Annotated in this window: 31 protein-coding genes and 2 tRNA genes; 20 read left to right on the forward strand and 13 right to left on the reverse strand. The window is 64.2% G+C overall.

The features are described 5' to 3' along the window. The first annotated feature begins 4 nt into the window (after positions 1-4). From VI340_RS06750 to VI340_RS06760, 3 genes are all read left to right on the forward strand, one after another. The gene (locus VI340_RS06750) at positions 5-1,084 is read left to right on the forward strand and encodes a glutamate--cysteine ligase (protein ID WP_008309198.1); all 1,080 of its coding nucleotides are present in this window, start codon (positions 5-7) and stop codon (positions 1,082-1,084) included. A gap of 112 nt (positions 1,085-1,196) precedes the next feature. Then, entirely contained in the window at positions 1,197-1,760 is a 564-nt protein-coding gene (locus VI340_RS06755; protein WP_008309197.1) for a winged helix-turn-helix domain-containing protein, read from the forward strand. 69 nt (positions 1,761-1,829) lie between these two features. After that, the gene (locus tag VI340_RS06760) at positions 1,830-2,318 is read left to right on the forward strand and encodes a phosphopantetheine adenylyltransferase (RefSeq protein WP_008309196.1); all 489 of its coding nucleotides are present in this window, start codon (positions 1,830-1,832) and stop codon (positions 2,316-2,318) included. Here the strand turns inward: VI340_RS06760 and VI340_RS06765 are convergent, their stop codons facing one another. Next, the gene (locus tag VI340_RS06765) at positions 2,319-2,627 is read right to left on the reverse strand and encodes a transcription factor TFIIB (protein ID WP_008309195.1); all 309 of its coding nucleotides are present in this window, start codon (positions 2,625-2,627) and stop codon (positions 2,319-2,321) included. It lies immediately after the preceding gene. A gap of 86 nt (positions 2,628-2,713) precedes the next feature. Here VI340_RS06765 and VI340_RS06770 point away from each other — a divergent pair. Both VI340_RS06770 and VI340_RS06775 read left to right on the forward strand, forming a co-directional pair. Further along, positions 2,714-2,798 (forward strand) — tRNA-Leu (locus tag VI340_RS06770). A gap of 320 nt (positions 2,799-3,118) precedes the next feature. Beyond that, positions 3,119-3,346, forward strand: a complete 228-nt coding sequence (locus VI340_RS06775; protein WP_239642278.1) for a DUF7511 domain-containing protein — start codon at positions 3,119-3,121, stop codon at positions 3,344-3,346. Positions 3,347-3,610: 264 nt separating this feature from the next. Here VI340_RS06775 and VI340_RS06780 read toward each other — a convergent pair. Further along, positions 3,611-3,695: transfer RNA gene (locus VI340_RS06780), tRNA-Leu, on the reverse strand. Positions 3,696-3,826: 131 nt separating this feature from the next. Between VI340_RS06780 and VI340_RS06785 the strand changes: the two genes are divergently transcribed. Genes VI340_RS06785 through VI340_RS06795 form a run of 3 tightly spaced genes read left to right on the forward strand, consistent with a single transcriptional unit; the run spans position 3,827 to position 6,086 of the window. Next, a complete protein-coding gene (locus VI340_RS06785) occupies positions 3,827-4,330 on the forward strand; it encodes a helix-turn-helix domain-containing protein (RefSeq protein ID WP_008309193.1) in 504 nt (167 codons plus the stop codon). Between the two features lie 37 nt (positions 4,331-4,367). Next, positions 4,368-5,495, forward strand: coding sequence for an acyl-CoA dehydrogenase family protein (locus VI340_RS06790; RefSeq protein ID WP_336358055.1), 1,128 nt, complete (start codon positions 4,368-4,370; stop codon positions 5,493-5,495). A 48-nt stretch (positions 5,496-5,543) separates the two neighbouring features. Continuing rightward, positions 5,544-6,086, forward strand: a complete 543-nt coding sequence (locus tag VI340_RS06795; RefSeq protein ID WP_008309189.1) for an HAD family hydrolase — start codon at positions 5,544-5,546, stop codon at positions 6,084-6,086. Here VI340_RS06795 and VI340_RS06800 read toward each other — a convergent pair. Beyond that, the gene (locus VI340_RS06800) at positions 6,065-6,292 is read right to left on the reverse strand and encodes a DUF5822 domain-containing protein (protein WP_005534398.1); all 228 of its coding nucleotides are present in this window, start codon (positions 6,290-6,292) and stop codon (positions 6,065-6,067) included. The genes VI340_RS06795 and VI340_RS06800 overlap by 22 nt on opposite strands. Positions 6,293-6,389: 97 nt before the next feature. On the opposite strand from VI340_RS06800, the gene panB reads away from it, so the two are divergent. Then, positions 6,390-7,199 (forward strand): 3-methyl-2-oxobutanoate hydroxymethyltransferase, encoded by an 810-nt coding sequence (gene panB / locus VI340_RS06805; protein ID WP_336330441.1) that lies wholly within the window; start codon positions 6,390-6,392, stop codon positions 7,197-7,199. A gap of 12 nt (positions 7,200-7,211) precedes the next feature. Here panB and coxB read toward each other — a convergent pair whose 3' ends face one another. Beyond that, positions 7,212-7,949 carry a cytochrome c oxidase subunit II gene (coxB, locus tag VI340_RS06810; RefSeq protein ID WP_008309184.1) on the reverse strand — a complete coding sequence of 246 codons (738 nt, stop codon included), beginning with the start codon at positions 7,947-7,949 and terminating at the stop codon, positions 7,212-7,214. Between the two features lie 177 nt (positions 7,950-8,126). On the opposite strand from coxB, the gene VI340_RS06815 reads away from it, so the two are divergent. Continuing rightward, positions 8,127-10,409 carry a DUF6789 family protein gene (locus VI340_RS06815; RefSeq protein ID WP_336358056.1) on the forward strand — a complete coding sequence of 761 codons (2,283 nt, stop codon included), beginning with the start codon at positions 8,127-8,129 and terminating at the stop codon, positions 10,407-10,409. Between the two features lie 3 nt (positions 10,410-10,412). Then, positions 10,413-10,937, forward strand: a complete 525-nt coding sequence (locus VI340_RS06820) for a hypothetical protein (protein WP_008309181.1) — start codon at positions 10,413-10,415, stop codon at positions 10,935-10,937. A gap of 24 nt (positions 10,938-10,961) precedes the next feature. Here the strand turns inward: VI340_RS06820 and VI340_RS06825 are convergent, their stop codons facing one another. Next, positions 10,962-11,777 (reverse strand): cytochrome c oxidase subunit 3, encoded by an 816-nt coding sequence (locus VI340_RS06825; RefSeq protein ID WP_336358057.1) that lies wholly within the window; start codon positions 11,775-11,777, stop codon positions 10,962-10,964. A 105-nt stretch (positions 11,778-11,882) separates the two neighbouring features. On the opposite strand from VI340_RS06825, the gene bioB reads away from it, so the two are divergent. Genes bioB through bioD form a run of 4 tightly spaced genes read left to right on the forward strand, consistent with a single transcriptional unit; the run spans position 11,883 to position 16,035 of the window. Then, entirely contained in the window at positions 11,883-12,998 is a 1,116-nt protein-coding gene (gene bioB / locus VI340_RS06830; protein ID WP_336358058.1) for a biotin synthase BioB, read from the forward strand. 2 nt (positions 12,999-13,000) lie between these two features. Beyond that, complete coding sequence (locus tag VI340_RS06835; protein ID WP_336358059.1) at positions 13,001-14,080, forward strand: transcriptional regulator; 1,080 nt, start codon at positions 13,001-13,003, stop codon at positions 14,078-14,080. 21 nt (positions 14,081-14,101) lie between these two features. After that, positions 14,102-15,304: an aminotransferase class I/II-fold pyridoxal phosphate-dependent enzyme gene (locus VI340_RS06840; protein ID WP_008309172.1), complete on the forward strand. Its 1,203-nt coding sequence runs from the start codon at positions 14,102-14,104 to the stop codon at positions 15,302-15,304. Then, on the forward strand, positions 15,301-16,035 hold the full coding sequence (bioD, locus tag VI340_RS06845; RefSeq protein ID WP_336358060.1) for a dethiobiotin synthase: 735 nt from the start codon (positions 15,301-15,303) through the stop codon (positions 16,033-16,035). The genes VI340_RS06840 and bioD overlap by 4 nt, the downstream gene beginning before the upstream one ends. A gap of 198 nt (positions 16,036-16,233) precedes the next feature. Here the strand turns inward: bioD and VI340_RS06850 are convergent, their stop codons facing one another. Then, positions 16,234-17,310, reverse strand: a complete 1,077-nt coding sequence (locus VI340_RS06850) for a phosphotransacetylase family protein (RefSeq protein ID WP_008309167.1) — start codon at positions 17,308-17,310, stop codon at positions 16,234-16,236. Then, complete coding sequence (gene acs / locus VI340_RS06855) at positions 17,307-19,412, reverse strand: acetate--CoA ligase alpha subunit (protein ID WP_008309166.1); 2,106 nt, start codon at positions 19,410-19,412, stop codon at positions 17,307-17,309. The genes VI340_RS06850 and acs overlap by 4 nt, the downstream gene beginning before the upstream one ends. 133 nt (positions 19,413-19,545) lie before the next feature. Between acs and VI340_RS06860 the strand changes: the two genes are divergently transcribed. Together VI340_RS06860 and dpsA are read left to right on the forward strand one after the other, a co-directional pair. Then, a complete protein-coding gene (locus VI340_RS06860; protein WP_008309165.1) occupies positions 19,546-19,935 on the forward strand; it encodes a hypothetical protein in 390 nt (129 codons plus the stop codon). Positions 19,936-20,112: 177 nt separating this feature from the next. Further along, a complete protein-coding gene (gene dpsA, locus VI340_RS06865) occupies positions 20,113-20,646 on the forward strand; it encodes a DNA starvation/stationary phase protection protein DpsA (RefSeq protein ID WP_008309164.1) in 534 nt (177 codons plus the stop codon). Positions 20,647-20,786: 140 nt separating this feature from the next. Here dpsA and VI340_RS06870 read toward each other — a convergent pair whose 3' ends face one another. Next, a complete protein-coding gene (locus VI340_RS06870; RefSeq protein ID WP_008309163.1) occupies positions 20,787-20,936 on the reverse strand; it encodes a hypothetical protein in 150 nt (49 codons plus the stop codon). Between the two features lie 148 nt (positions 20,937-21,084). Between VI340_RS06870 and VI340_RS06875 the strand changes: the two genes are divergently transcribed. Both VI340_RS06875 and VI340_RS06880 read left to right on the forward strand, forming a co-directional pair. Beyond that, a complete protein-coding gene (locus tag VI340_RS06875) occupies positions 21,085-21,669 on the forward strand; it encodes a DUF7547 family protein (RefSeq protein WP_336358061.1) in 585 nt (194 codons plus the stop codon). A gap of 79 nt (positions 21,670-21,748) precedes the next feature. After that, positions 21,749-22,228, forward strand: coding sequence for an HTH domain-containing protein (locus tag VI340_RS06880; protein ID WP_336330431.1), 480 nt, complete (start codon positions 21,749-21,751; stop codon positions 22,226-22,228). A 197-nt stretch (positions 22,229-22,425) separates the two neighbouring features. Here VI340_RS06880 and VI340_RS06885 read toward each other — a convergent pair whose 3' ends face one another. The 4 genes from VI340_RS06885 to VI340_RS06900 form a co-directional block, all read right to left on the reverse strand. Further along, on the reverse strand, positions 22,426-22,806 hold the full coding sequence (locus VI340_RS06885) for a Zn-ribbon domain-containing OB-fold protein (RefSeq protein ID WP_008309160.1): 381 nt from the start codon (positions 22,804-22,806) through the stop codon (positions 22,426-22,428). Continuing rightward, positions 22,803-23,954 (reverse strand): thiolase C-terminal domain-containing protein, encoded by a 1,152-nt coding sequence (locus VI340_RS06890; protein WP_008309159.1) that lies wholly within the window; start codon positions 23,952-23,954, stop codon positions 22,803-22,805. The genes VI340_RS06885 and VI340_RS06890 overlap by 4 nt, the downstream gene beginning before the upstream one ends. A 64-nt stretch (positions 23,955-24,018) precedes the next feature. Then, complete coding sequence (locus VI340_RS06895) at positions 24,019-24,846, reverse strand: DUF7551 domain-containing protein (protein ID WP_336358062.1); 828 nt, start codon at positions 24,844-24,846, stop codon at positions 24,019-24,021. 6 nt (positions 24,847-24,852) lie between these two features. Then, positions 24,853-25,995 (reverse strand): ABC transporter substrate-binding protein, encoded by a 1,143-nt coding sequence (locus VI340_RS06900; RefSeq protein ID WP_008309157.1) that lies wholly within the window; start codon positions 25,993-25,995, stop codon positions 24,853-24,855. Between the two features lie 143 nt (positions 25,996-26,138). Here VI340_RS06900 and VI340_RS06905 point away from each other — a divergent pair, with 143 nt between their 5' ends. Next, positions 26,139-26,324 carry a DUF7836 family putative zinc-binding protein gene (locus tag VI340_RS06905; RefSeq protein WP_008309156.1) on the forward strand — a complete coding sequence of 62 codons (186 nt, stop codon included), beginning with the start codon at positions 26,139-26,141 and terminating at the stop codon, positions 26,322-26,324. Here VI340_RS06905 and VI340_RS06910 read toward each other — a convergent pair. Next, entirely contained in the window at positions 26,321-26,632 is a 312-nt protein-coding gene (locus VI340_RS06910) for a hypothetical protein (RefSeq protein ID WP_336358063.1), read from the reverse strand. The genes VI340_RS06905 and VI340_RS06910 overlap by 4 nt on opposite strands.

Here is a 26,632-nt window from a genome sequence, read left to right on the forward strand (position 1 = left end):
AGTAATGGACGCGACGGGATCTGCCGAGCATTTTACCCGGATGGGGACGCTCGGCATCGAGGAAGAGTTCTACGTCGTCGACGAGTTCGGTCGCCCGACGTCTGGCACGGACGAACTCGTCTACGAGACGGAGCCGCCTGCGGTTCTCGACGGTCGGCTCGACCACGAACTGTTCAAGTGCGTTATCGAGACGCAGACGCCGCGTATCGACGACCCGACCGACGCTGGTGAGCATCTTCGGTCAGTCCGGGATGCGCTGGTCGACCACGCCGAAGCGAACGGGTTCGGTATCGCCGCCGCTGGCCTGCACCCGCTGGCGAAGTGGCGCGAACTCGAACACGCCGAGAAGCCCCGGTACAAGTCCCAGCTAGACCGAATCCAGTACCCACAGCACCGCAACACGACCGCGGGCCTGCACGTCCACGTCGGCGTTGACGACGCCGACAAGGCCGTCTGGGTGGCGAACGAACTCCGCTGGCATCTCCCGTTGATGCTTGCGCTGTCGGCCAACTCGCCGTACTGGAACGGCTTCGACACCGGGCTGCAGTCCGCCCGCGGGAAGATATTCGAGGGCCTGCCCAACACCGGGATGCCGACGGCGTTCGACGACTACGACGCCTTCGAGACCTACGAACGGCGGATGCTCGAAACTGGCAGTATCGACGACCGCGGCGAACTCTGGTTCGACGTTCGGCCCCATTCCGGCCACGGTACTGTCGAGGTACGTGCTCCAGACGGGCAAGCCGACCCGGACCGGGTGCTGGCCTTCGTCGAGTACGTCCGCGAACTCGTCGTCGATCTCGCCGAGCGCTACGAAGACGGGGAGTCCGACCGGCGACTCCGCCGGGAGTTCCTCGACGAGAACAAGTGGCGCGCGATCCGCCACGGCCAGTCCGCGGAACTGATATCGCGTGACCTCTCGACGACGCGCTCGGTCGAGGAACTGGTCGAGATGGAAAGCGACCGGCTGGGTATCGACGGACTGTGGGAGCTGTACGACCGCGAAAGCGGCGCCGAGCGACAGCGCCGGCTTCGTGCGGAGGAGGGCGTCATGGCGCTCGCTGACTCGCTTCGCCTGTCCTGATCTGGGCTGTCGTCCGCGGCCGGACTTGACTGCTCGATACTGCGGAGCGACAGGAGAGTCTGAGCCAAGGGTTTTTATCCAGCTGTAGCTTTTGTCCTCACAGAGACAACGCATGTCTGCAGACGACAACGATCACGACGACCCCGAGGACACAGGCGATGTCCGTGAACGAATCGAACAGGAGGCGGACCGCGCGGTCGAGCAGTTCGACGAAGGGATCGTCGACCTGCTGGCGTGGGTGCTTGACACGGAAACGCGGGCGCGGATCTACGTCCACCTGCGACAACATTCCGAGAGCACCAGCGAGGAGATAGCTGAGGGGACCGGTCTGTATCCGAGCACGGTCCGCGAGGCCCTGGCGGCGCTCACCGAGGAGGAGGTCGTGACCCGCCAGAAGCGTGAGAGCGACGGTGCGGGCAACAACCCCTACGAGTACAGCGCTATTCCGCCGAGCGACCTCGTCAACACCATCGTCGGTGACATCCAGTCGGAACTGAACACGGTGTTCAACCTCGACGACCACATCGGCGGCGAAACGACGCTGGAACCCGACGACGAGCCCGTGACGATTTCGGTCGAGGACGCGGACGACGACGCCACCGACACCGATGCAAGCGGGGAAGCAGGCGACGATGCGGGCGACTCCGAGGACGAAGACGACGGCCCCGCTGTGTAGTCAAAGCCGGCTCCGGCGACCGTTTCGCGAGTCGATATTACTAAACCTACCCGCGCCGTTGCCCGGGATATGAATGTCGCGCTGGGGGGAACGTTCGACCCGATTCACGACGGACACCGCGCGCTGTTCGAACGCGCATTCGAACTCGGGGACGTGACAGTTGGCCTCACCAGCGACGACCTCGCGCCGAAGACGCGCCACGACCAGCGCCACGTTCGGCCGTTCAGCGAACGGAAATCTGCACTCGCCGACGAACTCGCGATGCTCGCCGCCGACCAGGAGCGCGAATGGGCGGTCCGGGAACTCACCGAGCCGACCGGTATCGCCACGGAGCCGCAGTTCGACACGCTCGTCGTCTCGCCCGAGACGGAGACCGGCGGCCGCCGCATCAACGAAATCCGCGAGGAGCGGGGCCACGACCCGCTCGAAATCGAAGTCGTCCCGCACGTCCGCGCCGAGGACGGCGACATCATCTCTTCGACCCGGATCGTCGAGGGCGAAATCGACGAACACGGGAACCTCACGCCGAACCGCACCGGCCGTCAGAACATTTCGTAGCTACCAGCCCGGCGCTTCCAGCCCGGCCGTCTCCAGCAGGTCCTTCCAGCGCTGTTGAATCGTCAACCGGGAGACGCCAGTCGCCTCCGCGACAGCGGACTGGGACCGCTCCTCGCCGGCGACCAGCGCGGCGACGTACACGCTGGCAGCCATTGTCGCCTGTTTCGACCGGTCTTCCTCGGGAACTGTCGAGAGGAACAGGTCGACCGCGTGGGACCGCGCCTCCGTCCCGAGGTCGAGCCTGTCCGACGCGGCTTCGATGTCGGAGAGCCACTCGTCGTGCTCGATTCGGTCACTGGCGCGGTACATACAGCGTCGTTGGTCCCCATCCTACCTAAACCTTCGTCGCCCGCAAGCGAAGGGTTCTTGATGCCAACGCGGATACCGACTGGTGCGCGCGGGTTGCCGAGCCAGGCCAAAGGCGTAGCGCTTAGGACGCTATCCCGTAGGGGTCCGCCGGTTCGAATCCGGTCCCGCGCATTTCTCGGCTCGAACAACTCGTGAGAGCCGTGGATGCGGTATGAGGATTCGAAGCACGGAACGAGCGAACAAAGTGAGCGACGTTCAGGCGGTTCGAATCCGGTCCCGCGCATTCTTGCTGCGAGCAAACCGCGAGCAGCAGAATCGCCAGCGGATTCCGAACCCTGGGAGTCGCAGCGGCCGAGCAACGCGAGGCCGACCGTCTCCATCCGGTTCGAATCCGGTCCCGCACACCGCTCTACCCGAACAGTTACTGGGGCGATAGCATCCACCGCCTCTACTGGCTGATTCTCACACCGCAGGAATCACAACTGCCGCTTATGAGGAGTGTCCACGTCGTTTCAAACGAGGGACTGACGATGTCGGTGTATGACCCACTCCGTGATTCGTCTGCTCGCCCCGCGGGATCGGCTCGCTTCGACTATGCGGTTGACGACGCGGACAATCCGACAGAGCTCACTGTCTTCAGCGATCAGGACGACGAGCTCCCCACCCACTGGATTTCGGTCGACATCGAGCACGCGGTCGCGCTCGACGAGATGCGGTGAGCGAGGAGTGGGCTCGCTCAGGCTCGCGGTCATCTATTTTGACGAGAGACGGGACAGCGAGCGCTCTGGAAGCGTTGTGTCCGAAGTAAGTTTGCGTGGGTGCAGTCCCAAGGGAATGCACCTGCGCTCTGAGAGTGCGTGGGACCGGATTCGAACCGGAGCAAGAAATGCTCGCTCACAACAGTTCGCTGCGCGTTCCTCGCAAGGTTCGAATTCGCTCCGACCGACTTACCGAGCGCTCACGATATGTTCGCGCTCAGAGAATGCGTGGGACCGGATTCGAACCGGCGGACCCCTACGGGACAGCGCCCTCAACGCTGCGCCGTTGGCCTGGCTTGGCTACCCACGCGCGCTCTTGCTGAGTGCATTCAACCGTTCCCGGTGGGTCAATAAAAGCGCTTTCGTTTAGACCCGCCCCGGGAGGGTGTGTCACTCGCGCGAACCGGACGTTTGAAATATCACGAAACCGCTACGGGGGGCATGGCCAAATACTCGACCGGCAGTGGTGGCGATAGCGCCGGCGGGAGCTGTGAGCTCTGCGGTAGCGACGGCGGCGACCTCCAGACCGCGAACGTCGCTGGTGCGACCCTCCAGGTGTGTGACAGCTGTGCGCGTGACCACGGGGAAAACGAGCGAACGACGGGCAGTGACAGCTCGCGCGACGGGCAGAACCGGAAACGCAAAGCCGCACAGAACGCGGCGAAGATGCAGGACGCACAGCAGGCCGACACGTCTCACTGGGAGGACGGGGCCGACTACGACGACGACCAGCTCCCGTATCTGGTCAGCGAGTACGGCGAGCGCGTGACGGAGGCGCGTCAGGACGAGGGCCTCCAGACGGGCGAACTGGCCGAGGAACTCGAACTCGACGAAGCGGACATCCTCGCTGTCGAGCAGGGGCGCGCGACGCAGGCGAACGTCGGTGGGTCGACGATCAAGGCACTCGAACAGTACCTCGACATCGACCTCGTCGAGTCCAACTGACCCCGAATATTTTCGTGACTCCGGTGTAACGGTCGGTATGGATCTCTCCGCTGAGCAGCGAGCCATCCGCGACACCGTTCGAGAGTTCGCCGTCGAGGACATCCGTCCGAAAGCCGCCGATGCCGACCGCGAGCAGTCCTTTCCCGAAGAGTGCTGGGACGGGCTCGCGGATATCGACATCACTGGGCTGACGACACCGGCCGAATACGGTGGCTTCGACGCCGACAAGCCGACGTACGCGCTGGTCAACGAGGAACTCGCGTACGGGTCGCTTGCGGTCGCGACGGCCCTGTCAGTCCACTGCCTCGCGACATCGTGTATCGCGCAGTTCGGCTCCGAAGCCGTTCAGGACGACTGGCTCCCCGACATGGCCGATGGCCGCCCGGTCGGCGCGTTCGCGCTCTCGGAGCCACAGGCCGGGTCGAATCCGCGGGAGATGTCGACCACCGCCCGGCGCGACGGCGACGAGTACGTCATCGACGGCGAGAAACAGTGGATTACCAACGGCAAGCGGTCGGGCGTCGTCATCGTCTTCGCGAAGACCGACCCCGACGACCCGGACTCGATAACGCAGTTTCTGGTGCCGAAAGACACCGACGGGCTCACCGTCGGCGAGAAAGAGGACAAGCTCGGCCTCCGTGCGAGCGACACGACCCCGCTCCAGTTCGACGGCGTCCGCGTGCCCGAGCGCTACCAACTGACTGAGGAGGGCAAGGGACTGGCCGCGGCGCTGTCGATTCTGACGACCGGTCGGGTCGCCATCGCCGCGCAGGCCGTCGGACTCGCACAGTCCGCGCTCGACGAGGCCCTCGACTACGCACAGGAGCGCGAGCAGTTCGACCAGCCGATCAGCGAGTTCCAGACGATTCAGCACAAGCTCGCGGACATGGCGACGAACGTGCAGGCGGCGCGGCTGTTGACGTGGGAGGCCGCACAGCAACTGGAACGCGGCGAGCGAGCGAGAGCGGCGGCGAGCATGGCGAAGTACTTCGCGAGCGAGACGGCGGTGGACGTGGCCAACGAGGCGATCCAGATCCACGGCGGCTACGGCTACACGACGGACTACCCAGTCGAGCGCTTCTACCGCGATGCGAAGGTGACTACCATCTACGAGGGGACTAGCGAAATCCAGCAGAACATTATCGCACAAGACTTGCTGGAGTGAGTTCGAGGGGGCGAAGCGGTTTTGCGGGCGTCGCCCCTATCGTTTGATGTGACACACGACGCCGTCATCTACGACCTCGACGGGACGCTCGTCAGGCTGGCTGTCGACTGGGGTACGGTGACCAGCGACGTCGCGACGGTCCTGCGGGAACGAAACGTCGACCCCGAGAACCGCGACCTCTGGGAGATGCTGACGCTGTCCTCGGAAACCGGCCACCGTGACGCCGTCGAAGCAGCCATCACCGACCACGAGCGGACCGGTGCGCACGAGTCGGAGCGACTGACCCTCGCCGACGGCCTTCCACACAGCGTTCCCGTCGGCGTTTGCTCGCTCAACGCCGAGGAGGCGTGTCGGGCCGCGCTGGCTGTCCATGACCTCGACAGTCACGTTGGGCCGGTCGTCGGCCGTGACACCGTCGAGTCACCGAAACCTGACCCGGAGGGTCTGCTGGCGATTGCCGAAGAAATCGGGGTCGACCCCGGCGCGGCCGTGTTCGTCGGCGATTCAGAGAGCGACGCGACGGCCGCCCGGCGGGCCGGGATGGCGTTCGAGTGGGCGAGCGAGTTCGATCAGGCCCGGTATCGCGCGTAGAGGTAGACGCAGACGGCCGTCAGGAACCAGATGAGCGCGCCGACGCGGACCGCGAACATCGCCCGCGCGGTCCAGGTCTGGAGCGTGACCGCGGTCGACGCGAGCACGACGAGCGGCGAGCCGACCAGGATCGTCGTCACGAACGTGACCTGCATCACCCACCCGAAGTCCACGCCGTCCGGGTCCGTCTTCTCGACTGTTGGCACGGCTGATGGTACAGCTAGGTACGGCAAGCACCTTGCGGTTTCCCGAGCGAACTGCGCAACCCGAACAGGTAAGGCGCAGGCGCGCCCCCGCTCGGATATGCCAACTGTCCGGGACCTGCAGGCGATGGCTGGTGAGGAGCCGATCACGATGCTGACAGCGTACGACGCTGTGACCGCGAGCATCGTTGACGACACCGGCGTGGACGTCATTCTCGTCGGCGACAGTATGGGGAACGCCGTCCTCGGCCACGACGACACGCTCCCGGTCACGCTCGACGAGATGGCCTCCCGGGTCGGAGCGGTCGCACGCGGTGCGGACGACGCGCTGGTCGTCGCCGATATGCCGTTTCTCTCCTTCGGGGCGGACGAGAGCGAGAGCATCCAGAACTGCGGGCGAATGCTGAAAGAAGAGGGCGCGAACGCGGTCAAACTCGAATCCGGGCCACACACCGTCGAGCTGACCGAGCGGCTGACGGAGCTGGGCATCCCGACGATGGCCCACCTCGGACTCACGCCACAGAGCGTGAACCAGACCGGCTACACGAGGCAGGCGACCGGCCGCGAGGAGGCAGAGGAGATCCTCGAACTCGCGCGTGAGCACGAGGCCGCCGGCGCGTTCGCGCTAGTGCTCGAACACATCCCGGCCAACCTCGCCGCTCAGGTCACTGAGGCCGTCGACATCCCGACAATTGGTATCGGTGCTGGCGGCGACTGCGACGGTCAGGTACTCGTGTTCACTGACGTAGTCGGCCTCTCCGAGTCCAGTCCGCCTTTCGCCGAGCAGTTCGGCGACGTTCGCGGCGAGGTCGCCGACGCCGTCGACGAGTACATCGACGCCGTCGAATCCGGCGAGTTCCCGGCTGAGTCCCACAGCCACACCGAGGGTGAACTCGACGACCTGTACTGACGCTTTTCACGCCTACTCAGCAGTCCGGTAGTCGGCCGAAGCCGTCTGATTCTCCATCCAGGCGTCGTAGGCGGACTGGTTCTTGACGACGACAGTGGCGTTCATCTTGCTGTGTCCGGCCCCGCACATCTCGGCGCAGTACAGCCGGTATTCGCCGGGTTCGGTCGCGTGCGTTCGGGCCGTTATCGTCCGGCCGGGGAAGATGTCCTGTTTGACGCCCAGTTGCGGGACGTAGATGGCGTGGATCACGTCCGTCGTCCGCAGCCTGAACGTGACGTTCCTGTCCGCTGGAAGGACCAGCCGTTCTTCAGTCGTGACGTTCGCCTCGGTGTAGGAGAACTCCCACCCCCACTGGTAGGCGAGCACGTCTATCTCCGTATCGTCCGCGAAGGCGTCCCCCTCGTCGGCGGATATCTCGGCCGCTGCAGGCGTGATGTAGGGGTTAGCCATCACCACGAACGCCGAGATCCCGACGAAGACAAGTATTGCGCCCGTCGCGGCCGTCCAGGTCACCTCTAGCGCCGGGTCGTCGACCGTCGGTTGCGGGTCGTCGTTGTTCCGGAACCGGTAGATCACGTACACGAGCGTGAGTTCGACGAACAACGTCAACGGCAGAGCGACGTACAGGAGCTGTTCGTTGAGGTCGTCGATAGCCGCCCTGTTGACCGACTGCGCTGTGGCTGGGGCAGCAAGTAGCGAGAGCCCGACCACGACAAGGCCCGCCTGAATCACGCGTCGTCGGAGACGCATTGTCACACTGTACCAATCGCCGTGTCAAATAACTTGCCCAAAGCAGCGCTAGCTGAGGGGTGACCGCTACTGGACCCAGGTTCCCAGCGTAGTTTTATCAGCGTGGGCGTGTCAGAGATTGGTAACGTGTAGCATGACGAAACGAGCAACCGTTCCGACACGACCGATTACACACAGATGCTGAACAGGGCTATCGTCGAGGGGACCGCCCTGGCCGTGCTGGCGCTATCAGTGCTTTTCGTGTGGGTCCGGGAGCGGCGAAAGGCGCGACCCGAGAGCGACGGCGGCTACACGACTCGGGAGGAGATCGAGTTTGAGATCGGTCGAATCCAGTCCGAAGTGTACCGCTGGCTGACGACGACAAACCACCGCGATATCGGTCTGCTCTACATCTTCTTTGGCACCGCCGCCGGTCTGTGGGGCGGCGTCGATGCAATGATGCTCCGGACGGAACTGCTGACGCCGCCGGCGGACATCTGGACGCCGGAGACGTACAACGCGCTGTTTACCACCCACGGCCTGACGATGCTGATATTCTTCGTCCTGCCCGTGTTCTTCGGCATCGGGAACTACGTCCTGCCGCTGCTCATCGGGGCCGACGACATGGCGTTCCCGCGGGTCAACGCTATCGGGTTCTGGCTCCTCCCGCCGGCGCTGATTATGGTCCGGATGGGACTCATGATTCAGGTACTCGGCCAGATTCTGAATCTCGTGCTCCCGGCGGACGCCATCCGGTTTTTCCTCACGATGCGCGAGGTGAGTATCGGGTGGACGCTGTACGCCCCGCTGTCCGTGCAACAGCCCAATCCACAGATAGACCTGCTGTTGCTCGGCTTGCATCTCTCCGGCATCGCCACGACGGTCGGCGCTATCAACTTCATCACCACAATCGTCTACGAGCGCGGCGAGGGCGTCACCTGGGCGAACCTCGATATCTTCTCGTGGAACATGCTCGTCACGAGCGGGATTGCACTGTTCGCGTTCCCACTGCTGGGGAGCGCGCTCGTGATGCTCCTGCTAGACCGGAACCTCGCGACGACGTTCTTTGCGACGGAAGGCGGTGGTGCTATCCTCTGGCAACACCTGTTCTGGTTCTGGGGCCACCCGGAGGTGTACATCCTCTTCCTCCCGGCAACGGGGCTGATGAGCCTGATCTTGCCGAAGTTCGTCGGCCGCAAACTGTTCGGCTACCAGTTCATCGTCTACTCGACGCTGGGGCTGGGCGTCCTCTCCTTCGGCGTCTGGGCGCATCACATGTTCACGACGAGCGCGGACCCGCGGGTCAAACTGTCGTTCATGGCGGTTTCCATCGCTATCGCCGTCCCGAGCGCGATCAAGGTGTTCAACTGGATCACGACAATGTGGGAAGGGAACATCCGCCTGACTGCGCCGTTTATCCTCTGTACCGGCGGGATAGGGACGTTCATCATCGGTGGCGTCACCGGCGTGTTCCTCGCAGTTATCCCGATCGACATCCTCTATCACGGCACCTACTACGTCGTCGGCCACTTCCATCTCATCGTCGTCGGCATCATCCCGTTCCTGATGATCGCCGCGAGCTACTACTGGTACCCGCTCATCACTGGCCGGTGGTACGACACGCGGATGGCGAGATTCCAGGCGCTGCTGATCGTCTTTGGCTCGTTCGTGACGTTCATGACGTTGCTTGTCATCGGCGGGCTTGGGCTCCCGCGACGACAGGCCATCTACCCGCCGGAGTACCAGTTCGCCCAGCAGATCGCGACCGTGGGTGGCTACATCATCGGCCTGAGCGCCCTGCTGTGGCTGTACAACATGCTCGTCTCTTACTGGCGGGGGACGCCCGTGTCGACGACGGACCCGTGGGGCTTGAAGGCGACGAGCCAGTTCACTCGAGAGTGGCAGTGGTTCGAACAGCACATGATGGACAAGTACGATATGGAGCCGACCGAGCCCGAGACGACGCGGCGCTCCTACGCCCCTGAAGCCGAGCCGACAGGGCTGGCCGGCGGCGTCGGGACCGTCGCCGAGACCGTCTCCCGGAACGCCTGGATGGCCGCAGCCGGCGGGTTTGTCGGCACGGTCCTGATGAGTGGCGGACTCATCACGGCGATACTCATCGGCGTCCTCGACCCGGTTTCCTTCAGTGAAATCGCCGAACTGGTCGGCCTGCCTTCGAGCCCGGCTATCGGGGCCGTGCTCTTCCTCGTCGGTGGGACCGTCACCTGGCCGCTCCTGTTCCTTGCGTTCTCCGACTACCTCCCCGGTCGGCTGCTGTTCGAGACCGGGCTGGTGTTCGCGACGCTGATATCCAGCGGGTTCGCCATCGCGTTCTACACCGGGCAGAGCGGGCTCGCGTTCGTCGGGTATCTCACTTTCGTGCTCGTCTCCCACTGGGCGTACGGCATCGGGCTGACTGTGACCTTCCAGTACCTCAAATCCGACGAGTCGCTTCGGACACGGACCGACGGGGGCGGCTGACAGATGAGCGACGGCGCTGACTCGTTCGTCTTTCAGTATCTCGCGCCCTTCGTCGGCGTCCTGCTCATCGCGGTCGGTATCGCCGGAGCCGTGCCCGGCGGCTACGCGATTATCGAGCCGGACCTGGAGAACTGCGGGAACCCGACCATCGGTGTCGAATCACCCGAAGCAACGGTGGAGCGGTTCGGCGGGGACGAGCCGGGACCGCGGCTCCCGCAGTTGGCCTTCGACGACCTCTCCCCGGACGAACAGACGGCGTTCCTGACGGCCGTAGACGACCCGGTTGGCGAGGAGCAGGTCGTCGGTGACGTGCCCAACGCCGACGCCTTCCGCCGCGGAGCCATCGTTACCTACGAGGGCGAAGAGTATTACGTCACCCTCGTCGCCGAAAATACGTGTTTCGCGGCTCTCCCGCTCCAGTTCCCGCTCGGCGTGTTCGCCATTGCGCTTGGGTTCCTCGGCGTCCTGGCCCCGCCGCTGTACCGACGGCTGGTGCGGCTGGAACAGCGGGCCGGCCGGTCGAACTAGGGGTTTCGTGCGCTCAGCGTGGGGTCAGAGGGCAGCGCCGACGTACAGCACGACGACGAGGAACACCCACACCAGGTCGACGAAGTGCCAGTACAGCGACGTGGTCCGGATAGCTGTGTCCCGCCCGGGCGTGTAATGGCCCCGGAGCGCGCGCCCGAACGCGATAGCGAGCAGCAGGACGCCGAGCGCGACGTGGAGGCCGTGGAGGCCGGTCAGCCCGTAGAACGCGCTTCCGAACGCGCCGGAGCCGATGCTAAATCCATCGACGGCGACGAACTCGTAGTACTCGTACACCTGCCCGGCGAGGAAGACGACGCCGAGCGCGAGCGTCACCCCGAGCAGGCCCAGGAACCGCCGCCGGTTCCCGTGTTCCAGCGCCTCGTGCCCGTAGTGGAGCGTCACGCTGCTGGCGAGCAGTAGCACCGTGTTGATGACCACCAGCGAGCCAAGCAACGGCGGGAGGTGGGCCGGTGGCCACGACCCGGCCCGGATGAAGGCGTAGTAGATGAAACCGGCGGAGAACGTCGCCACGTCGGAAACGAGGAACAGAACCATCGTCGTGGCGTACAGGTCGGAATCGCTGTCCCCGCGGTTCCGGACGTAATCGGCGATGAACGCCTCGTTGGCCCACCCGGCGAGTCCGGCCAGCAAGCCAATCGCACCAGCGCCGCCGAGTGCGATCGGGACCACGGACGGGACCAGGTCGAGCCCGACAAACACCAATCCGACGCCCAGGTACAGCGACGCAGCACCGATTGCAGCTATTAGAGGCCACCGACTCCGGTGTTCGTGGCCGTCTTCGGCGGCGTGCTCAGTTGCCGTCTCCGTCGAACCAGCCATGTGACTGCGTAGCAGTGGGTCTGGTAAAACGGTACCCCCGCGACTGACAGGTCCGTCGCCAGACTCACCCGAATCTTTATCAGACCGTCAACCGACAGCGAGAATGTGGTTTACGAGACGGGCAACCAGACGGTAGACGACGCTGTCGCACGCGTGCTGGACGGCGAATGCCTCGACCGCCGGGACGGATTGGCTCTCATCGCACAGCCAGTCGACGACCTGGCGGCCGGGGCCGACTACGTGCGCACGCAACTGGGTGACGACACCGTCGACGCGTGTTCGATCGTAAACGCCAAAGCCGGGAACTGCGCGGAGGACTGTGGCTTCTGTGCCCAGTCTGTCCACTTCGACACCGGCATCGACAACTACGGCTTTCTCGGCCCGGAGAAGATACTGGAGGCCGCAAAACGCGCCGAACGCGACGGCGCACAGCGGTTCGGTATCGTCGTCGCCGAGAAGGGCGTCTCGAAGGAGAACCGCCCCGAGGAGTGGGCGGAAGTCCTCGAAGCCATTCGCCTCGTTCGCGACGAGACGGACGTTGAGGTCGACGCCAGCCTCGGTATCCTGACTGAGGAGGAGGCCGCGATTCTGGCCGACGAGGGGCTCAACCACTACAATCACAACATCGAGACATCACCCCGATACTTCCCGGAGGTCGTTCAGACCCACACGTTCGAGAAGCGGGTCGAGACGCTCCGGGTAGCCAAAGAGGCCGGCATGGACCTCTGTGCCGGCGTCATACTTGGGATGGGTGAATCGCCGACAGACAGGGTCGATGCGGCGATGGCTCTGCAGGACATCGGTATCTCCTCGCTCCCGGTCAACATCCTGAACCCGGTCGCTGGCACCCCCATGGCCGAACAGGGGCTGCCCGACATCACGACCGAGGAGGTCGTCAAGACCATCGCGGTGTACCGCCTGCTCCACCCCGAGTCCCGCGTGCGCCTCACCGGCGGACGCGAGGTCAACCTCGACACGGACGGACAGGTGGCCGCGCTGGAGGCCGGTGCTGACGGTATCCTCACTGGCGATTATCTCACAACCGAGGGCCAGACGGCGGCCGACGACCTCGAAATCATGGCGGAGGCCGGGCTTGAACCGAACACCGAGGCCAACGAGTTCGACCCCGAAGCGGTCAAAGAACGCGCGGCTGACGAGACGGAAACCGAGACGGCGGCAGGGACAGCACAGACCAAATCAGAACTCAAATCCGACGACTGACAATGGACGACATACGCTTTGCAGTGCTTGGAACCGGTGGCATCGGACGGCGGACGCTCGAAGTCTCACAGCACAAGGACGGCCTCACTGCCGTCGCAACCTGTGACCGCAACGGCGTGGCTATCGACCACGACGGTCTCGATGTGGACGAACTGCTGGAGTCGACGGAGGGTAATATTGCGAGCGGGCCGCAAGATGACGGCCCCGACGACGTTGCGACCGACGGCGGCGCGGCCGCCGCCAAAGCCGACGGCGTCAAACAGCACGGCGAGCAGGCCGGCATCGTCGCCAGTACGCAGGGCGAACCGACGGAAACGCCCATTGACGACATTATCGCCGAGAGCGATGCCATCGACGCGGTGCTGTTGGCGCTCCCGAACCTCGAACACGACTTCATCCCGCGCGTGGCCGAACGCTTCGCCGAGGCCGATTACGAGGGCGTCATGATTGACGTACTCAAACGCTCCCGGGTCATCGGGATGCTCGACGACCGCGAGGACAAACTGAAAGAGTCGGGCATCACGTTCGTCTGCGGGGCCGGTGCGACCCCCGGCTTCCTCACCGGCGCGGCGGCCCTGGCCGCCCAGTCCTTCGTCGAGGTCGAGGCGGTCGAAATCTGGTGGGGCGTCGGTCTCAAGTCCGGCTACGAGGACAACCGGGGGACGGTCCGTGAGGACATCGCCCACCTCGACGGCTACGACATCGAGACGGCCCGCGAGATGAGCGAGGACGAGATCGAGGCACTCATCGACGAACACGACGGCGTTCTGGAGTTCCACGACATGGAGCACGCCGACGACGTGCTGCTTGAGCGGGCCGGCATCTGTGACGCCGAGGATGTCCACGTCGGCGGCGTCCTCGACGTCCGCTCGGACGAGAAACCGACCACAACGACGGTCAGCGTGACGGGCACGACCTTCGATGGGGAAACAGGCACGAACACCTTCGAACTGGACGACGTGACTAGCATGGAGGCCAACGTCAACGGCCCGGCGCTTGGCTACCTGAAAGCCGGCGTCCGCAACAACCGCGCCGGCCACTACGGCGTGTTCGGCCCCGCTGACCTGATGCCCGGCTTCTGAGACCGCCCGATTCTCCTCTTCATGACTCACGGCTTCGATTTGAACGACCGACTCGAACAGCGCGACGCACAGAACCTCCGCCGGCATCTAGAAGTCGCCGAGTCCGTCTCGGCGCGGACCCGCTTTGCCGACGACCCGAAAGGCGAACCACCGGCGTTCGGCGACGAAGCCGTCGTCTTCGCCTCGAACAACTACCTCGGGCTGGCTGACGACAGCCGGGTCCAGCGAGCGGCGGAACTGGGCGCACGGACCGTCGGCACCGGCGCGGGGGCTTCGCGGCTGGTCACCGGCGACACGCAGGTCCACCGGGCGCTGGAACGCGACCTCGCAGCCTCGAAAGGGGCCGAGCGAGCGTTGGTGTTCTCGTCGGGATACGCGGCCAATATTGGAACAATCGACGCGCTGGCCCCGGATGTCGTCTTTTCGGACGAACTGAACCACGCCTCGATTATCGACGGCTGTCGCGTCGGAGCGAGCGAGACGGTGGTGTACGACCACTGCGACGCCGACGACCTACGTGCGAAAATGGAACGGCGAGCGGCGGACGCGCCCGGGGACGAACAGTGGCTCGTCGTCACTGACTCCGTGTTCTCGATGGACGGGGATATCGCGGCGCTATCAGCCATCTGTGACGCAACCGACGAGTACGGCGCGTCGCTGATGGTGGACGAGGCCCACGCGACAGGACTGTTCGGCGACAGCGGCGGTGGCGTCGTACAACGCGAGGGGCTGAGCGACCGCGTCGACGTGCAGTTGGGCACGCTCTCGAAGGCATTGGCGAGCCAGGGCGGCTATATCGCCGGCGACGAGACGCTTATCGAGTATCTGCTGAACGCCGCGCGGTCGTTCGTCTTCTCGACCGGGCTATCCCCACCGAACGCCGCGGCGGCCCGCGAAGCGCTGCGAATCGCTCGCGAGACCGACCGCGCGACAGAACTCTGGGACACTGTCGCCACCCTCCGGGACGGGCTGGAGACGATGGGCTACGAGGTGCTCGGCGAGACGCATATCCTCCCGGTCGTCGTCGGTGACCGCGGGGACGCGCTGGAACTGGCCGATAGACTGCGCGACCACGGTATCGTCGCCCCTGCGATCCGGCCACCGACGGTACCCGAAGGGACCGCTCGTATCCGGGTCGCGCCGATGGCGACACACACCGCCGACGACATCGCGCAGTGTCTCGACGCCTTCCGAACCGCCGGCACAGAGGTGGGCGTGCTATGAGCGATACGAGCGAGGATTCGGGCCCTGACCGCGAGACCGGCCACATCGCCGAGGACGGTGTGTTCGTCGTCGGCACCGACACCGGCGTCGGCAAGACGGTCGTGACCGCCGGGCTGACGGGCTGGCTGCGGGAGCAGGGGACCGAAGCAGTCGCCGTCAAACCCTGCCAGACCGGGCATCCGCCCGATGACGACGCGGCGTTCGTCCAGTCCGTCTGCGGTACGACCGAGGCCGCGGTCTGTCTGAAGTGGTTGTCGCCACCGCTGGCACCGGACGTAGCTGCGAAGGAATCAAACGACGACGTCACGCTTTCCTACGAGTCGATCCGCGACGGGGTCGCCGATGTCGTGGCAGGAAGCGAGACGGCTGTCGTCGAGGGTATCGGCGGCCTGCGCGTCCCACTCGCGGACGGACGGGAGGTCATCGACCTCGTTTCGGATGTCGGGCTTCCCGCGCTGGTCGTCGCCCGTTCGGGGCTCGGAACGCTCAATCACACGGCGCTGACGGTGCAGGCGCTCCGTCAGAGAGGCGTGCCGGTCGTCGGTGTCGTTCTCAACGAGTACGAAGGCGCGACGACCGCAGAGCGAACGAATCCGAGCGTTATCGAGCGGATGACCGGATGCTCCGTCTGGCCCGTTCCGCCGCTGGACGTCGAGTCGTCAGACAGCGTGATTTCGGGGATCAGCACAGATCTCCCGCAGTCGGTGGTACGGCCAGCTATCGACCAGTAGCTGTCCATACGTGGCCGAGCAAAGGGGATAGAACGGGGGCAAACCCCCGTCGTGTGACACTACGGAGCCGGTAAGGCTCCATCTGATACTTGACTACCAACCACTAAAATAGTAAGGCACGTTTCATGTGGAGGTTTCGCCCTAGCGCGGGGCCATGTTCCGTTAGGAACGGACTACCGCCCAGCCGAAACGACGGTGCTACAGATCGATTGACAGCAGCGCCTCGATATCGACACCGTCGTCCAGTAGCGACTGCATACGGTCGACTGTTGCCTCGTTGCGCGTCTGGCCGGTCCGGAGAACCTCCTCGACCCTGTCTATCGTCGTCCGCGTGTCCGACTGGACTGACAGCACTGGGACGTTTTTCTCGGCCGCCTGTCCGATGACCGCACTGGCGGGCTGGAACCCACCCGTGAGGAGTAGCGCCTTGATACCGGACGCTTCGAGAGCAGCGGTCTGGACCTCCGAGCGGTCGCCGCCGGTGACGACGACGGCATCGCGCGTCCGCCGGAAGCGTTCGAGTGCGCTGCTCCCGCTCATCGCACCGACGCTGAACCGCTCGACGTGGACGTCGGTGTTGGCATCGCCAGTGAGGATGTCCGCGCCGAGGTTCCGGGCGAGGTCGGCAACGGTGACGCCGGCGAGCGAGCGGTCACGCGGCAGAATGCCGTGGACTGGAATCCCCTCGCCTTCGAGGAACGGAACCACGTCGTCGGCGAGTTCGTCCACCGTCGCGTCGGTGACGCCGTTGAACAGGACGCCGTCGAGCCGATCACCGATCGCCCGGGCCGCGGACAGAATCTCGTCCGTATCACTGGGCGTATCGTAGCCGGTGACTAACAGCACGCGGGCGTCGAGCAGTTCCGCGATATCGATGTCCGTGAGGTCGACGATACTGCCGGTCGTCAGGTCGCTACTCCCCTCGACGAGGAGCAGGTCGGTCCCCTCTGAACACGTCTCGATGCCCTCTTGCAGTCGCTTGCGGAGGTCGTCCGGGTCCTCACGCCCGCGGATGGCTTCTTGAATAAACGTCGGCGAGTAGACGATGGGTTCCATGTCGTGGAGGTCGGTCTCCAGATCGAGCAGTTCGCGGGCGAGCATCGGGTCCTCGTCCCGCGTCTTGCCGACCGCGCTCCGCAGGCGCGTCCCCTTGGGCTTCATGTAGCCGACGTCGTAGCCCGCGTCGTGGGCACGCGTCGCTAGCGCGAGCGTGATAGCCGTCTTGCCGATACCTTCCTCCAGTGACGTGACGAGTAGCGTGTTCGTGTCGGTCATAGTTTCTCCTGGTCGAGGGTGAGTCGCAGGTCGACCGCCTGCACCCCGTCGGGCGTCGCGACGAGGGGGTTGATGTCCAGTTCGACGATAGCGGGGAAGTCAGTGACGAGTTGCGAGAGCCGCTGGATGGTTTCCACCAGCGTCGCTTCGTCGACGGGGTCGCGGCCTCTCGCACCGCGCAACAGCGGTGCGGAGTCGATGTCGTCGAGCATCCCTTTCGCCTCGTTCTCGCTGACGGGGGCGACACTGACAGTGTTGTCTTCGAGCACCTCGACGAAAATACCGCCGAGGCCGAACAACAGCAGCGGCCCGAACTGCGGGTCGCGGTTCATCCCGAGGATCGTCTCGACGCCGTTGTCGAGGTCGACCATCTCCTGTACCTGAACGCCGAGAATTGTCGCATCCTCCTGGTAGTTGCGCGCCCTGACGACGAGGTCCTCGTAGGTGTCCCGGACGTCTTCGACGGGGACACCGACCTCGACGCCGCCGATGTCCGACTTGTGCAGGATGTCCGGGCTGACGATTTTCATCACCACGTCGTCGCCGATCTCCTCGGCGATAGCCTCCGCTTCGACGGGCGAGGAGACGACATCGCCCTGCGGTGTCGGAATCCCATACGCGTCGAGCAGGTCCATCGCTTCCACGCCGAGCCGGTTCGACCCGCGGCGGGCACCGGATTCGAGTATCTCGCGGGCCCGCTCGCGGTCTACGTCGAACGTCGTCGGCTCCTCGTACTCGGTCGCCCTGATCTCCCGATAGCGTCTGAGAGCGTCCAGACTCCCGACCGCGCGGGCCGGATCGAAGTAGTTCGGCACGCCCGCCTCGCTCAGGACGTTCGCACCGGCGTCGACTGACTTCCCGCCCATCAGCGTCGCCGCGACGGGTTTCTCGAACCGCTCCTGCTGTTCGACGACCCGTTCCGAGAGTTCCTCGAAGGAAAGCACTGCCGTCGGACAGGCGACGACGACGGCCATCGAGACGCTGTCGTCCGCAAGTACCGTTTCAAGCGCCGTTTCGAAGCGCTCCGCGGGAGCGTCCCCGATGATGTCGACCGGGTTGTAGATGTTGGCTTCCTCGGGCATCTCCTCGCGGAGCCGGGAGAACGTCTCGTCGCCGAACTGCGCGAGTTGCAGGTCCGAGTCGCCGACGGCGTCGGTCGTCATCACGCCGGGGCCGCCGGCGTTCGTGACGATGGCGATTTCGTCCCCGTCCGGGAGCGGTTGGCCGGCGAGAATCTGGGCGTAGTCGAACAGTTCCTGTACGGATTCGACGCGGAGCGTCCCAGCCTTGTCGAGGCCGGCCTCGTAGGCCCGCTCCGATCCGGCCATCGCACCGGTGTGGGAGGCCGCCGCGCTCGCACCCGCGTCCGTGCGACCGGACTTGACGAGGACAATCGGCGTGTCCTGTGTCACTTCACGGGCTGTCTGTACGAACGACGACCCGTCGTTGATGTCCTCCAGATAGCCCAGAATGACGTCGGTATCGGGGTCGTCGCCCCACTCGGCGACGAAATCGCTCTCGTCTAGCACCGCTTTGTTCCCGAGCGAGACGATGTCTTTGAAGCCGACATCGCGCTCGGCGGCCCAGTCCAGCACGGCGGTGATGAACGCGCCCGACTGGCTCATAAAGGAGATGTCGCCGTCGCTGGCCATCTCATTGCCGAAAGTGGCGTTGAGCCCGACGGGGGTCGACATCACGCCGAGGCTGTTCGGGCCGACCAGATTCAGGTCGTATTTACTGGCCGCCTCGCGGAGCCGCTGCTCGCGTTCGGCCCCATCACTGCCGGTCTCACCGAACCCGGCAGTGATGACGACGACGTTTTCGATACCCGCTTCCCCGGCGTTCTCGATGACGTCGACCGCCACCGTCGGCGGCACGACGACGACAGCCACGTCGACCGTCCCGGGGTCTTCCAGGCCGGCGAGGTTGTCGTAACACGGCAATCCAAGCACTGTCTCTTTGTTCGGGTTTACGGCCACGACCTCCCCTGCAAACGAATCGAGCAGGTTCGTGGTGACCGCGTGACCGACGGACCCCTCCGAATCGGTCGCCCCGACCACTGCGACACGTTCCGGCGCAAACAACGTCGATAATCGTCCCATGCCTCTACTCGGTGGTTACAGGGGGGCCCGAATATAGATGTGGGGAACTCCCAGCAAGCGGGAATCTAGACGATTCATTACCGCGATTTCGGTGTGACGGTGTTTTTGTTCGTCACCCCCGTAGCGACGTCCGATGACTGACGTAGCGCTCTTAGCACCGTTCGACGACGAAGTGGTCCGTGGAGTCGCAGGGGCAAACAGCGTCGACGAGGAACAGTTGCGAACCGCGCTCGCTGACCACCAGCAAACGATGCGTGACAATCCCGGTGTCGAGGACCTCGTCTACGAGTGGCGAAAGCGGTTCGACGACGCAGTGCTACGCCGCACGCCCGAGACGTTCTTTATCGCGGTCAGAGAAACTGTCTGGGAAGAGTACGGCGCACATCTCGGTCTGGACGACTACCTCCTCGCCGCGGTCGTCGCAGTCCATCAGGAGCAAGTCCTCCGTGAGACAGCGGTCGACAGCAGCGCAATCGACGAGGACACCGTCGCGCTCGTCGTTTCCCGGCCGTCGTCGGAGTAGTCCTATCCCTTTTATATCAAGCGCAGAGTGCTGACTCGAGCGAGGGTTGGTATCAGCGGATAATATTTCTGTTCAGGTAACCAGCCATTCTATCTTAGAACATATTTTTTGGGTTCCCGAAAACATATTTTCACAAAACAATCTTTAAGTGGCTTCCCCCTGTACAATAAGATGACTATGGCAACACAAGAGCACGTCCGACGCGAGTTCGGGGAAGTCGAAGAGAACGAACTCCGCCTCGACAAAGAGAAGTCCGAGCAGGTTATCAACGCGCTGAATCAGGACCTTGCGGACACGTACACACTGTACCATCAGGTCAAGAAGCACCACTGGAACGTCGAGGGTGCCGAGTTCCGCGACCTCCACCTGTTCCTCGGCGACGCCGCCGGCAACGCCGAAGAGGCAGCCGACGAACTCGCGGAGCGGGCCCAGGCCCTCGGTGGCACGCCCGTCGCTGGCGGCAAGGCACAGGAAGAGCACGCGTCGGTAGAACCGGAAGGACAGGACGTGTACGACATCCGGACGTCGCTCGAAAACGACCTCGAGATGTACGGCGACATCATCGAGTCGCTCCGTGATCACATCGACCTTGCGGAGAACCTCGGTGACCACGCGACGGCGCAGATCCTCCGGGAAATCATCGTGCAGACCGAGGAAGACGCCCACCACATCGAGCACTACCTCGAAGACGACACGCTCGTCTTGGACTAACGTCGGCCCACCGCCTTCTCCCGAATTTTCTGGTACTGGTAGCGTCGCTACCCAGTTCATATCGTGGAGAGACCCGCCTGTGAAGAAAGTAACTCAGGAGTCAGAGGAAAGAGAAACGCGGCGCGGGGCGGACGAACGGACTACCGTCGGAGCTCGACGGTGACGTCGGTCGAAATCCAGCCGTCTCGGTTCCCGTCTTCGGTAAACACGGTTCTGTCAGCACCGCTGTCCAGTGCTGCTACGTCCGGGCGGTCCTCGGAGGCCTCGACATCGTCCGTCTGTGATGGCATTACCTGAGTTAGGCACCCCTAAAGCTAAAAGGATTTTGGTTGGCCTAATCATCTGTGGATGCCAGCCCCCACACCGGGGGCAGAGACGACACGAAACCGGCCGGCCACACGGCGCGGCCTTTAGTACCCGAGGCGACAAGAGAGAGGTATGAGTTCGGACGACGACCTTTCCGCCCTGATTACGGACCTCGTTACGACGCTACAGGAACTAGAGACGGAGGTCGAGCCCACGACCGACAGCGGCCTGCCACGGCCACCGACACCGAGCGAACTCCTCCGGTTCACCAGCGACGTGACCATTCCTGCGGTTATTCTCGTGTTGAAGACCAACATCGAGGCGCTGAAGATACTCCGTCGAGCCCTCCGGATGGCCGAGGGCCGGCCGACATCGACCGGGTCCGCCTCGGATGAGGTGCGACAGCGTGCGAGTGATCTGAGTCGGGCCACGCTCTCTCGCCTCGACGGTGCGTTGACCGACCTCCAGCAGGCTGTCGAAGGGACACCGGAAGATGAAGAGGCCCGCGAGCTTATTCAGGAAGCCCAACAGTTGCGTGGCCAGATCCAGGATAGATTAGCCGATGAACCGGGGGTGAGCGAGGAGGTCGACTCCGACCAGGTTACTGACGTCCCAGTGGACGTAGACGCCGAACTACGGTCGATAAAGGACGATATCGAAGGTCCAGACAGGGACGACACCGGTACCGAAGACGGAGAGGGGAGCGACGAGGAGTAAAGAGCTTCAGCGCGGTGTGATACTTTCATCTCCACAAACATAATGATTTATTATGTCACAGAGCTAGGTACGAATACCGATGTCCAGCTCTACTGCTCCGGGCGGTCGTCGGGCGACCCTGTTCGTCCGGTCTGACCTCCCAGCGCCGTCACAGAAACGCTGTACCGCTATCGAACGTGAGCTACAGGAGCTGGTGTGCCGTGGCGTACTCGACGACGTCGACACAGTCGAGTGGGAGAAGCGCGTGCCGCTGCAGGGCTCCGGTAATGGAACTGAACGGGACCTGTACAACGAGTTTGCGGACTGGGCCCGCGAGGCTGGTGTCTGCCTCGCGCCGTTTTTCGACACCCGGCTCTGTTACAGTTCGACGACGGGCGAGAAGCGCCGCGAACTCGTCATGCCGGCCGTCTGCCTCGCAGTCTACGAGAGCGGTGACCTCGTGCAGGTTGCCCCCTTCGCCGACAGAGGCCGAACTGAGTCCGTCGAAGAATGTATCGCTGAGCTGGCCGAGACGGGGGCCCTTCCCGACACCTATTCGACAACGGTCTCGACCGTATAGCGCACTCACGTTCTGTTCACGGCTTCTACGTCGTCTCCGGCGGCGACGGGTACAGCATACTCAGCGACGCAACTGTCCTCGTCTCGTCGAACGAGGGTGCACTCCTCTCCGATCTCGTCATCAACACTATCGAGGAACAGGGGACGATCTCGCCGACGACAGAGGGTCGGATTATCCGACAGGGCGAGGAGAGCTGATCAGACCGGGTCCCAGCGGTAACCGTCCCAGTCCTGGCTCTCGGGGACTTTGATACCCGCGTCGGGGTCGCGGAGTTCCTCGACGTAGACGGGTTCGACCGTGTCACCTGTTTCGACCTCGTCCGTGGTCACCTGCCCGAGCGCGCGGACGAACTCATCGCTCGCATCGGAGACGTCCGTTATGTCGAACTCGACGATAGCCAGCGTGTTGGGCTCGCGGACGCCCGGCGGCGTCGCTGTCGAATGAGTCCAGGTGACGACTTCGGCGGTCCGGTCCGCGAGGTCGAACGTCTCTTCCTGTGGTTCGCCACACTCCGGACACAGCGGATGGGTGGGGTACGAGACGTGACCGTTCGCGCACATGCCTGCTTCCAGCGTCATTCTGCGGCCTCCATGATGGTGGTGATGACACAGTTGCCGAACCCGCCGACGTTACACGCCAGTGCGGTGTCGGCCTCGACCTGTCGCGGCCCGGCCTCGCCGACGAGCTGTTCGTAGATTTCGACGCCCTGTGCGACACCGCTTGCCCCCAGCGGATGGCCCTTCGACTTGAGCCCGCCGGAAGTGTTGATGGGCAGTTCGCCGTCCTTCGCGGTGGCCCCGTCCATTGCCATCTCCCAGGCTGTCCCTTGCTCGGCGACACCGATACCCTCTAGCTGGAGGAACTCCAGAATCGTGAACATGTCGTGCAGTTCGGCCACGTCGAGGTCCTCGGGGCTGAGGCCGGCCATCTCGTAGGCCTCCTTGCTCGACTCGACGACCCCGCCCATGACCGTCGGGTCGTCCCGCTCGTGGACGACGTGCGTGTCCGTTGCCCCGCCGATACCGGAGACGAGGGCGTACTCGTCGGTGATCTCTTTGGCCCGTTCCTCTGTCGTGAACATGAGCGCGGCGCTGCCGTCCGTGATCGGACAGAAGTCGTACAGCCGCAACGGGTCCGCGATGATGGGCGACTCCAGCGCTTTCTCCATCGTGATCTCCGTCTGGAACTGCGCCTTGGGGTTGTCTACGCCGTTTCGATGGTTCTTGACCGCGACCCGGGCGAGCGACTCCCGCGGGGCGTCGAACCGCTCCAGATAGTGCCGGGCGGTCATCCCGGCAAAGGACGGGAGCGTCACGCCGTGTTTGTACTCGTCGGGGTGGGTGATCGAGGCGATGATGTCGGTCGCCTGGCCCGTCGTCTTGTGGGTCATCTTCTCCCCGCCGACTAACAGCGTCATCTCACTGGCCCCGCTGGCGACGGACTGCCAGGCTTCGTAGATGCCTGCTCCGCCCGAGGAGGAGGTCTGGTCGACCCGTTCGCTGTAGGCCGGAAGCACCCCCAGGTCGTGGGCCAGCAGGTTCATGATTCCCGTCTGCCCTTCGAACTCGCCGCTAGCCATGTTCGAGACGTACAGGTGCTCTACGTCATCGGGCGCGACGCCGGCGTCCGTGAGACACTCCTCGCCCGCCTGCGAGAGCAATTCGCGGATCCAGGCGTCACGTTGCCCGAATTTCGTCATTGACGCGCCGATTACTGCGACTCCCATACCTGTGCCGTCACAGGGGTCTCGTGTATGTATTACGGTCCGACCTATAGAACGAATGGAATGTTCATGCAGTCGTCGCGACGACTGAGAGCCCTTCGGCGGGTCGGTCACCAGCCAGTGAAACGAGCAGCCGCCAGCCGTCCGCAGTTCGCTCCGCTTCGGCCATCTGTGGCGTGATACTCGTCCGTCGCAGCAGTTCGACGGCAATCGGCAACACTGGGCAGCGGAGGTCCGACAGCGTCGGGCGATAGTTCTGTAATGTAATATATCTGGAACAGCGGCCGGGACCGACCGCGGCGGGTTCGATTGCTGTCTCGTCGACCAGCCCCGCTGTTTCGAGGTCGGCGACGGCGTCCCGGACCGGCTCAGGCCCGCTTGGCTTCCTCGGTAACTGGCCGGCGGCTTCGCGGAGGGTGTCCGCCTGTACTTCCGGGTCGAGATTGTCGGCGATCGCCGTGGCCATGCTTTCGAGCATCGCCAGACAGAGGCGCTCGCGGTTCTCCGTCTCCTCGGCCGCTTCGAGGTAGCTGTCGATGACTGCCTGCTCGACGGAGCGATGACGGCCCGACAGCACCTCGAACAGCGACCCGGCGACCGTGTGACAGTACTCCGGGAGCGACGACGGGCCAGTCCTGACGGCGTCAGTCCCCCACGGCGCTTCACAGACGATGAGGCCGTGGACGGTGACACGGGGGTCGTAGCGGCGGAGGGCACTCCGGTAGGCGGTCGCGACGCTGGCCGCTTCGGCGGCCGTCTCGCGATCCGGGAACTGCATTCCCGACACCGGGAACGGCGGCGTGCCTGTCCGGGCGCTGACGACGCGATACGGCCCAACAGCCACGCTGAGATCCGAGAGCCTGTCACGGATGTCCGCGAGTGTTCGTCCGACCATGGTGCCCTACAGCTCTCCGGCGACGATATCGGCGACGCGCTGACGGTCGAACAGGTTCCGGTCCACGTCGTGCACCTGCGACGCGGCCCGTTCCGTGAGGACCAGATTCGTTATCGGCCCCTGATACAACGGCCCCCCGCGATACACGTCCCCGTTCTGTACCGCCGTCAGCTCGCTCCCGGCCGAATCCGATTCGAGGAAACTGACGACCGTGTCCTCGAACTCCGAGCGCGTTTTGTTCTCCTGTCCACGCAGGAGCAGGTGCTCCGGATCGATGTCGAGCAGGGTCTCGAAGTCGACCTTGCTGCGGTCGGCGTGGAAGTCCCTGACATCGGTCTTCGCGAAGGCGTCGCGTACCCCGAGGTCTCGCCACTGTTTGAAGCTGGTCCCGTCCTCGATGAGGTACGGTGAGAAGCTGGTGGGCTCGTCGCTGCCGGCCCACATGATGGCTACCTCCGGCCGGTCTGATTCCGAGTCCGGCAGGATGTCTTCCAGGCTCGTCTGGAACTCTTCGTGGAGAGTCCGGAACGCCTCGAACCGATCGGTCCGCTGGAACGCCTGGGACAGTTTCTCGAAGGCTTCGTACAGTGTGTAGTAGGTGTAGTCGTGCCACTCGTAGCCGGTCGAGAAGATGCTGTTCCCGAAGAAAGGACCGACCTGGGTTTCGATTTCGTCGATATCCGACTGTTCCCAGGACCCGCGGCTCTGCAGGAAGTTCGGGTCCATGACGTGGATGTCGGCGTCTATTTCGTAGAACTGCTCTTTCCCGACACCGCTGTCCCCCCACAGCTTCTGGATCGAACTCCCGTCGACGCTGACGCCCGGGATCTCGTCGTAGAGCTGGGTGTGGTACCGGGATGGGAGCCAGACGCCCTCTGGTGCGTCGAGGCCGAGCGCAATCCCCATGTCGGCCCAGCTCCCGTTGTTCGCGACCCAGCCCTCCGGAACTGCCTCGAACGTGACCTCGCCCACCGGTTCCATCGTGACGGAGTAGCCCGACTCCGTCGGTTCCGTGGTCGCTGTCGCGGTCGTCGTACCGGAATCCGTCGCGCCGTCACCACCGCTCCCGGCCTCGGACTGACCCGAACAGCCGGCGACGGCACCTGCCAGCCCGACACCGGTCGCAACGATGTACTCTCGTCGGTTCATATCTTTTTAGGCTTGCCTAAACGGTTTAAATCTTCCCATGTTTAGGCAGCCCAAAAGCGGCATGAATCGACAAACAGCACCACAGCCCCCGACAGTGAGAATCCACACAAAGTATATCCGTGTGTGCTAACCACACACGAAATATGCAGGAGGCCTGGCTCCAACTACAATGTCCGGCGTGTTCAGTTGCCTGGGAAGAGCAAGTGTCCGACCTCCCGGCCCCTGAAACACAGTTCGTCTGTGACGACTGCGGGGCCGAACGGGCGCTGTCGGAGTTCATGCGGACCACCCGCGACCTCGAAGTGCTGCAGGAGTTTACGGACTCTTAGTACCGCGCCCGCGCCGCCGCCTTCCACTCCTCGCCTCGCTTGACGTTGTCCGGAGGGTGGCGCTTGCCCACGCTCGCCAGCCGTCCGGCCAGCGTCCACTCGTCGACGTACTCGACCGTCTGCCGCTGTGCTGTCGCCACAGCGGCCCGCTGACGGTCGGTCAGATGGGCACTGATTGCGGCAGTGATAGCGGCTGCCTCGGCCTGTGATGCGTCCGCTGGTATCGACAGCGACAGGTCCTCAGGACCCTCGCTATCGGTTGGCAGCGGCGTCTCCGCGTCCGACTGGGGGGTGTTGCGAGTCGCCAT

It is taken from the genome of Haloarcula sp. CGMCC 1.6347, from assembly GCF_037078395.1.
Classification (GTDB): Archaea; Halobacteriota; Halobacteria; order Halobacteriales; family Haloarculaceae; genus Haloarcula; species Haloarcula amylolytica.

What these genes read in the sequence shown, in the direction of transcription:
- coxB (WP_008309184.1), bottom strand. Translation starts at nt 7,949, where the DNA reads ATGCGTCTCCGACGACGCGTGATTCAGGCGGGCCTTGTCGTGGTCGGG.
- VI340_RS06775 (WP_239642278.1), top strand. Translation starts at nt 3,119, where the DNA reads ATGAGGAGTGTCCACGTCGTTTCAAACGAGGGACTGACGATGTCGGTG.
- acs (WP_008309166.1), bottom strand. Translation starts at nt 19,412, where the DNA reads ATGGGACGATTATCGACGTTGTTTGCGCCGGAACGTGTCGCAGTGGTC.
- VI340_RS06850 (WP_008309167.1), bottom strand. Translation starts at nt 17,310, where the DNA reads ATGACCGACACGAACACGCTACTCGTCACGTCACTGGAGGAAGGTATC.
- VI340_RS06835 (WP_336358059.1), top strand. Translation starts at nt 13,001, where the DNA reads ATGGACGACATACGCTTTGCAGTGCTTGGAACCGGTGGCATCGGACGG.
- dpsA (WP_008309164.1), top strand. Translation starts at nt 20,113, where the DNA reads ATGGCAACACAAGAGCACGTCCGACGCGAGTTCGGGGAAGTCGAAGAG.
- VI340_RS06870 (WP_008309163.1), bottom strand. Translation starts at nt 20,936, where the DNA reads ATGCCATCACAGACGGACGATGTCGAGGCCTCCGAGGACCGCCCGGAC.
- VI340_RS06820 (WP_008309181.1), top strand. Translation starts at nt 10,413, where the DNA reads ATGAGCGACGGCGCTGACTCGTTCGTCTTTCAGTATCTCGCGCCCTTC.
- VI340_RS06750 (WP_008309198.1), top strand. Translation starts at nt 5, where the DNA reads ATGGACGCGACGGGATCTGCCGAGCATTTTACCCGGATGGGGACGCTC.
- VI340_RS06765 (WP_008309195.1), bottom strand. Translation starts at nt 2,627, where the DNA reads ATGTACCGCGCCAGTGACCGAATCGAGCACGACGAGTGGCTCTCCGAC.
- VI340_RS06905 (WP_008309156.1), top strand. Translation starts at nt 26,139, where the DNA reads ATGCAGGAGGCCTGGCTCCAACTACAATGTCCGGCGTGTTCAGTTGCC.
- VI340_RS06790 (WP_336358055.1), top strand. Translation starts at nt 4,368, where the DNA reads ATGGATCTCTCCGCTGAGCAGCGAGCCATCCGCGACACCGTTCGAGAG.
- bioD (WP_336358060.1), top strand. Translation starts at nt 15,301, where the DNA reads ATGAGCGATACGAGCGAGGATTCGGGCCCTGACCGCGAGACCGGCCAC.
- VI340_RS06760 (WP_008309196.1), top strand. Translation starts at nt 1,830, where the DNA reads ATGAATGTCGCGCTGGGGGGAACGTTCGACCCGATTCACGACGGACAC.
- VI340_RS06785 (WP_008309193.1), top strand. Translation starts at nt 3,827, where the DNA reads ATGGCCAAATACTCGACCGGCAGTGGTGGCGATAGCGCCGGCGGGAGC.
- VI340_RS06755 (WP_008309197.1), top strand. Translation starts at nt 1,197, where the DNA reads ATGTCTGCAGACGACAACGATCACGACGACCCCGAGGACACAGGCGAT.
- VI340_RS06900 (WP_008309157.1), bottom strand. Translation starts at nt 25,995, where the DNA reads ATGAACCGACGAGAGTACATCGTTGCGACCGGTGTCGGGCTGGCAGGT.
- VI340_RS06815 (WP_336358056.1), top strand. Translation starts at nt 8,127, where the DNA reads ATGCTGAACAGGGCTATCGTCGAGGGGACCGCCCTGGCCGTGCTGGCG.
- VI340_RS06875 (WP_336358061.1), top strand. Translation starts at nt 21,085, where the DNA reads ATGAGTTCGGACGACGACCTTTCCGCCCTGATTACGGACCTCGTTACG.
- VI340_RS06885 (WP_008309160.1), bottom strand. Translation starts at nt 22,806, where the DNA reads ATGACGCTGGAAGCAGGCATGTGCGCGAACGGTCACGTCTCGTACCCC.
- VI340_RS06825 (WP_336358057.1), bottom strand. Translation starts at nt 11,777, where the DNA reads ATGGCTGGTTCGACGGAGACGGCAACTGAGCACGCCGCCGAAGACGGC.
- panB (WP_336330441.1), top strand. Translation starts at nt 6,390, where the DNA reads ATGCCAACTGTCCGGGACCTGCAGGCGATGGCTGGTGAGGAGCCGATC.
- VI340_RS06895 (WP_336358062.1), bottom strand. Translation starts at nt 24,846, where the DNA reads ATGGTCGGACGAACACTCGCGGACATCCGTGACAGGCTCTCGGATCTC.
- VI340_RS06890 (WP_008309159.1), bottom strand. Translation starts at nt 23,954, where the DNA reads ATGGGAGTCGCAGTAATCGGCGCGTCAATGACGAAATTCGGGCAACGT.
- VI340_RS06910 (WP_336358063.1), bottom strand. Translation starts at nt 26,632, where the DNA reads ATGGCGACTCGCAACACCCCCCAGTCGGACGCGGAGACGCCGCTGCCA.
- VI340_RS06840 (WP_008309172.1), top strand. Translation starts at nt 14,102, where the DNA reads ATGACTCACGGCTTCGATTTGAACGACCGACTCGAACAGCGCGACGCA.
- VI340_RS06880 (WP_336330431.1), top strand. Translation starts at nt 21,749, where the DNA reads ATGTCCAGCTCTACTGCTCCGGGCGGTCGTCGGGCGACCCTGTTCGTC.
- VI340_RS06860 (WP_008309165.1), top strand. Translation starts at nt 19,546, where the DNA reads ATGACTGACGTAGCGCTCTTAGCACCGTTCGACGACGAAGTGGTCCGT.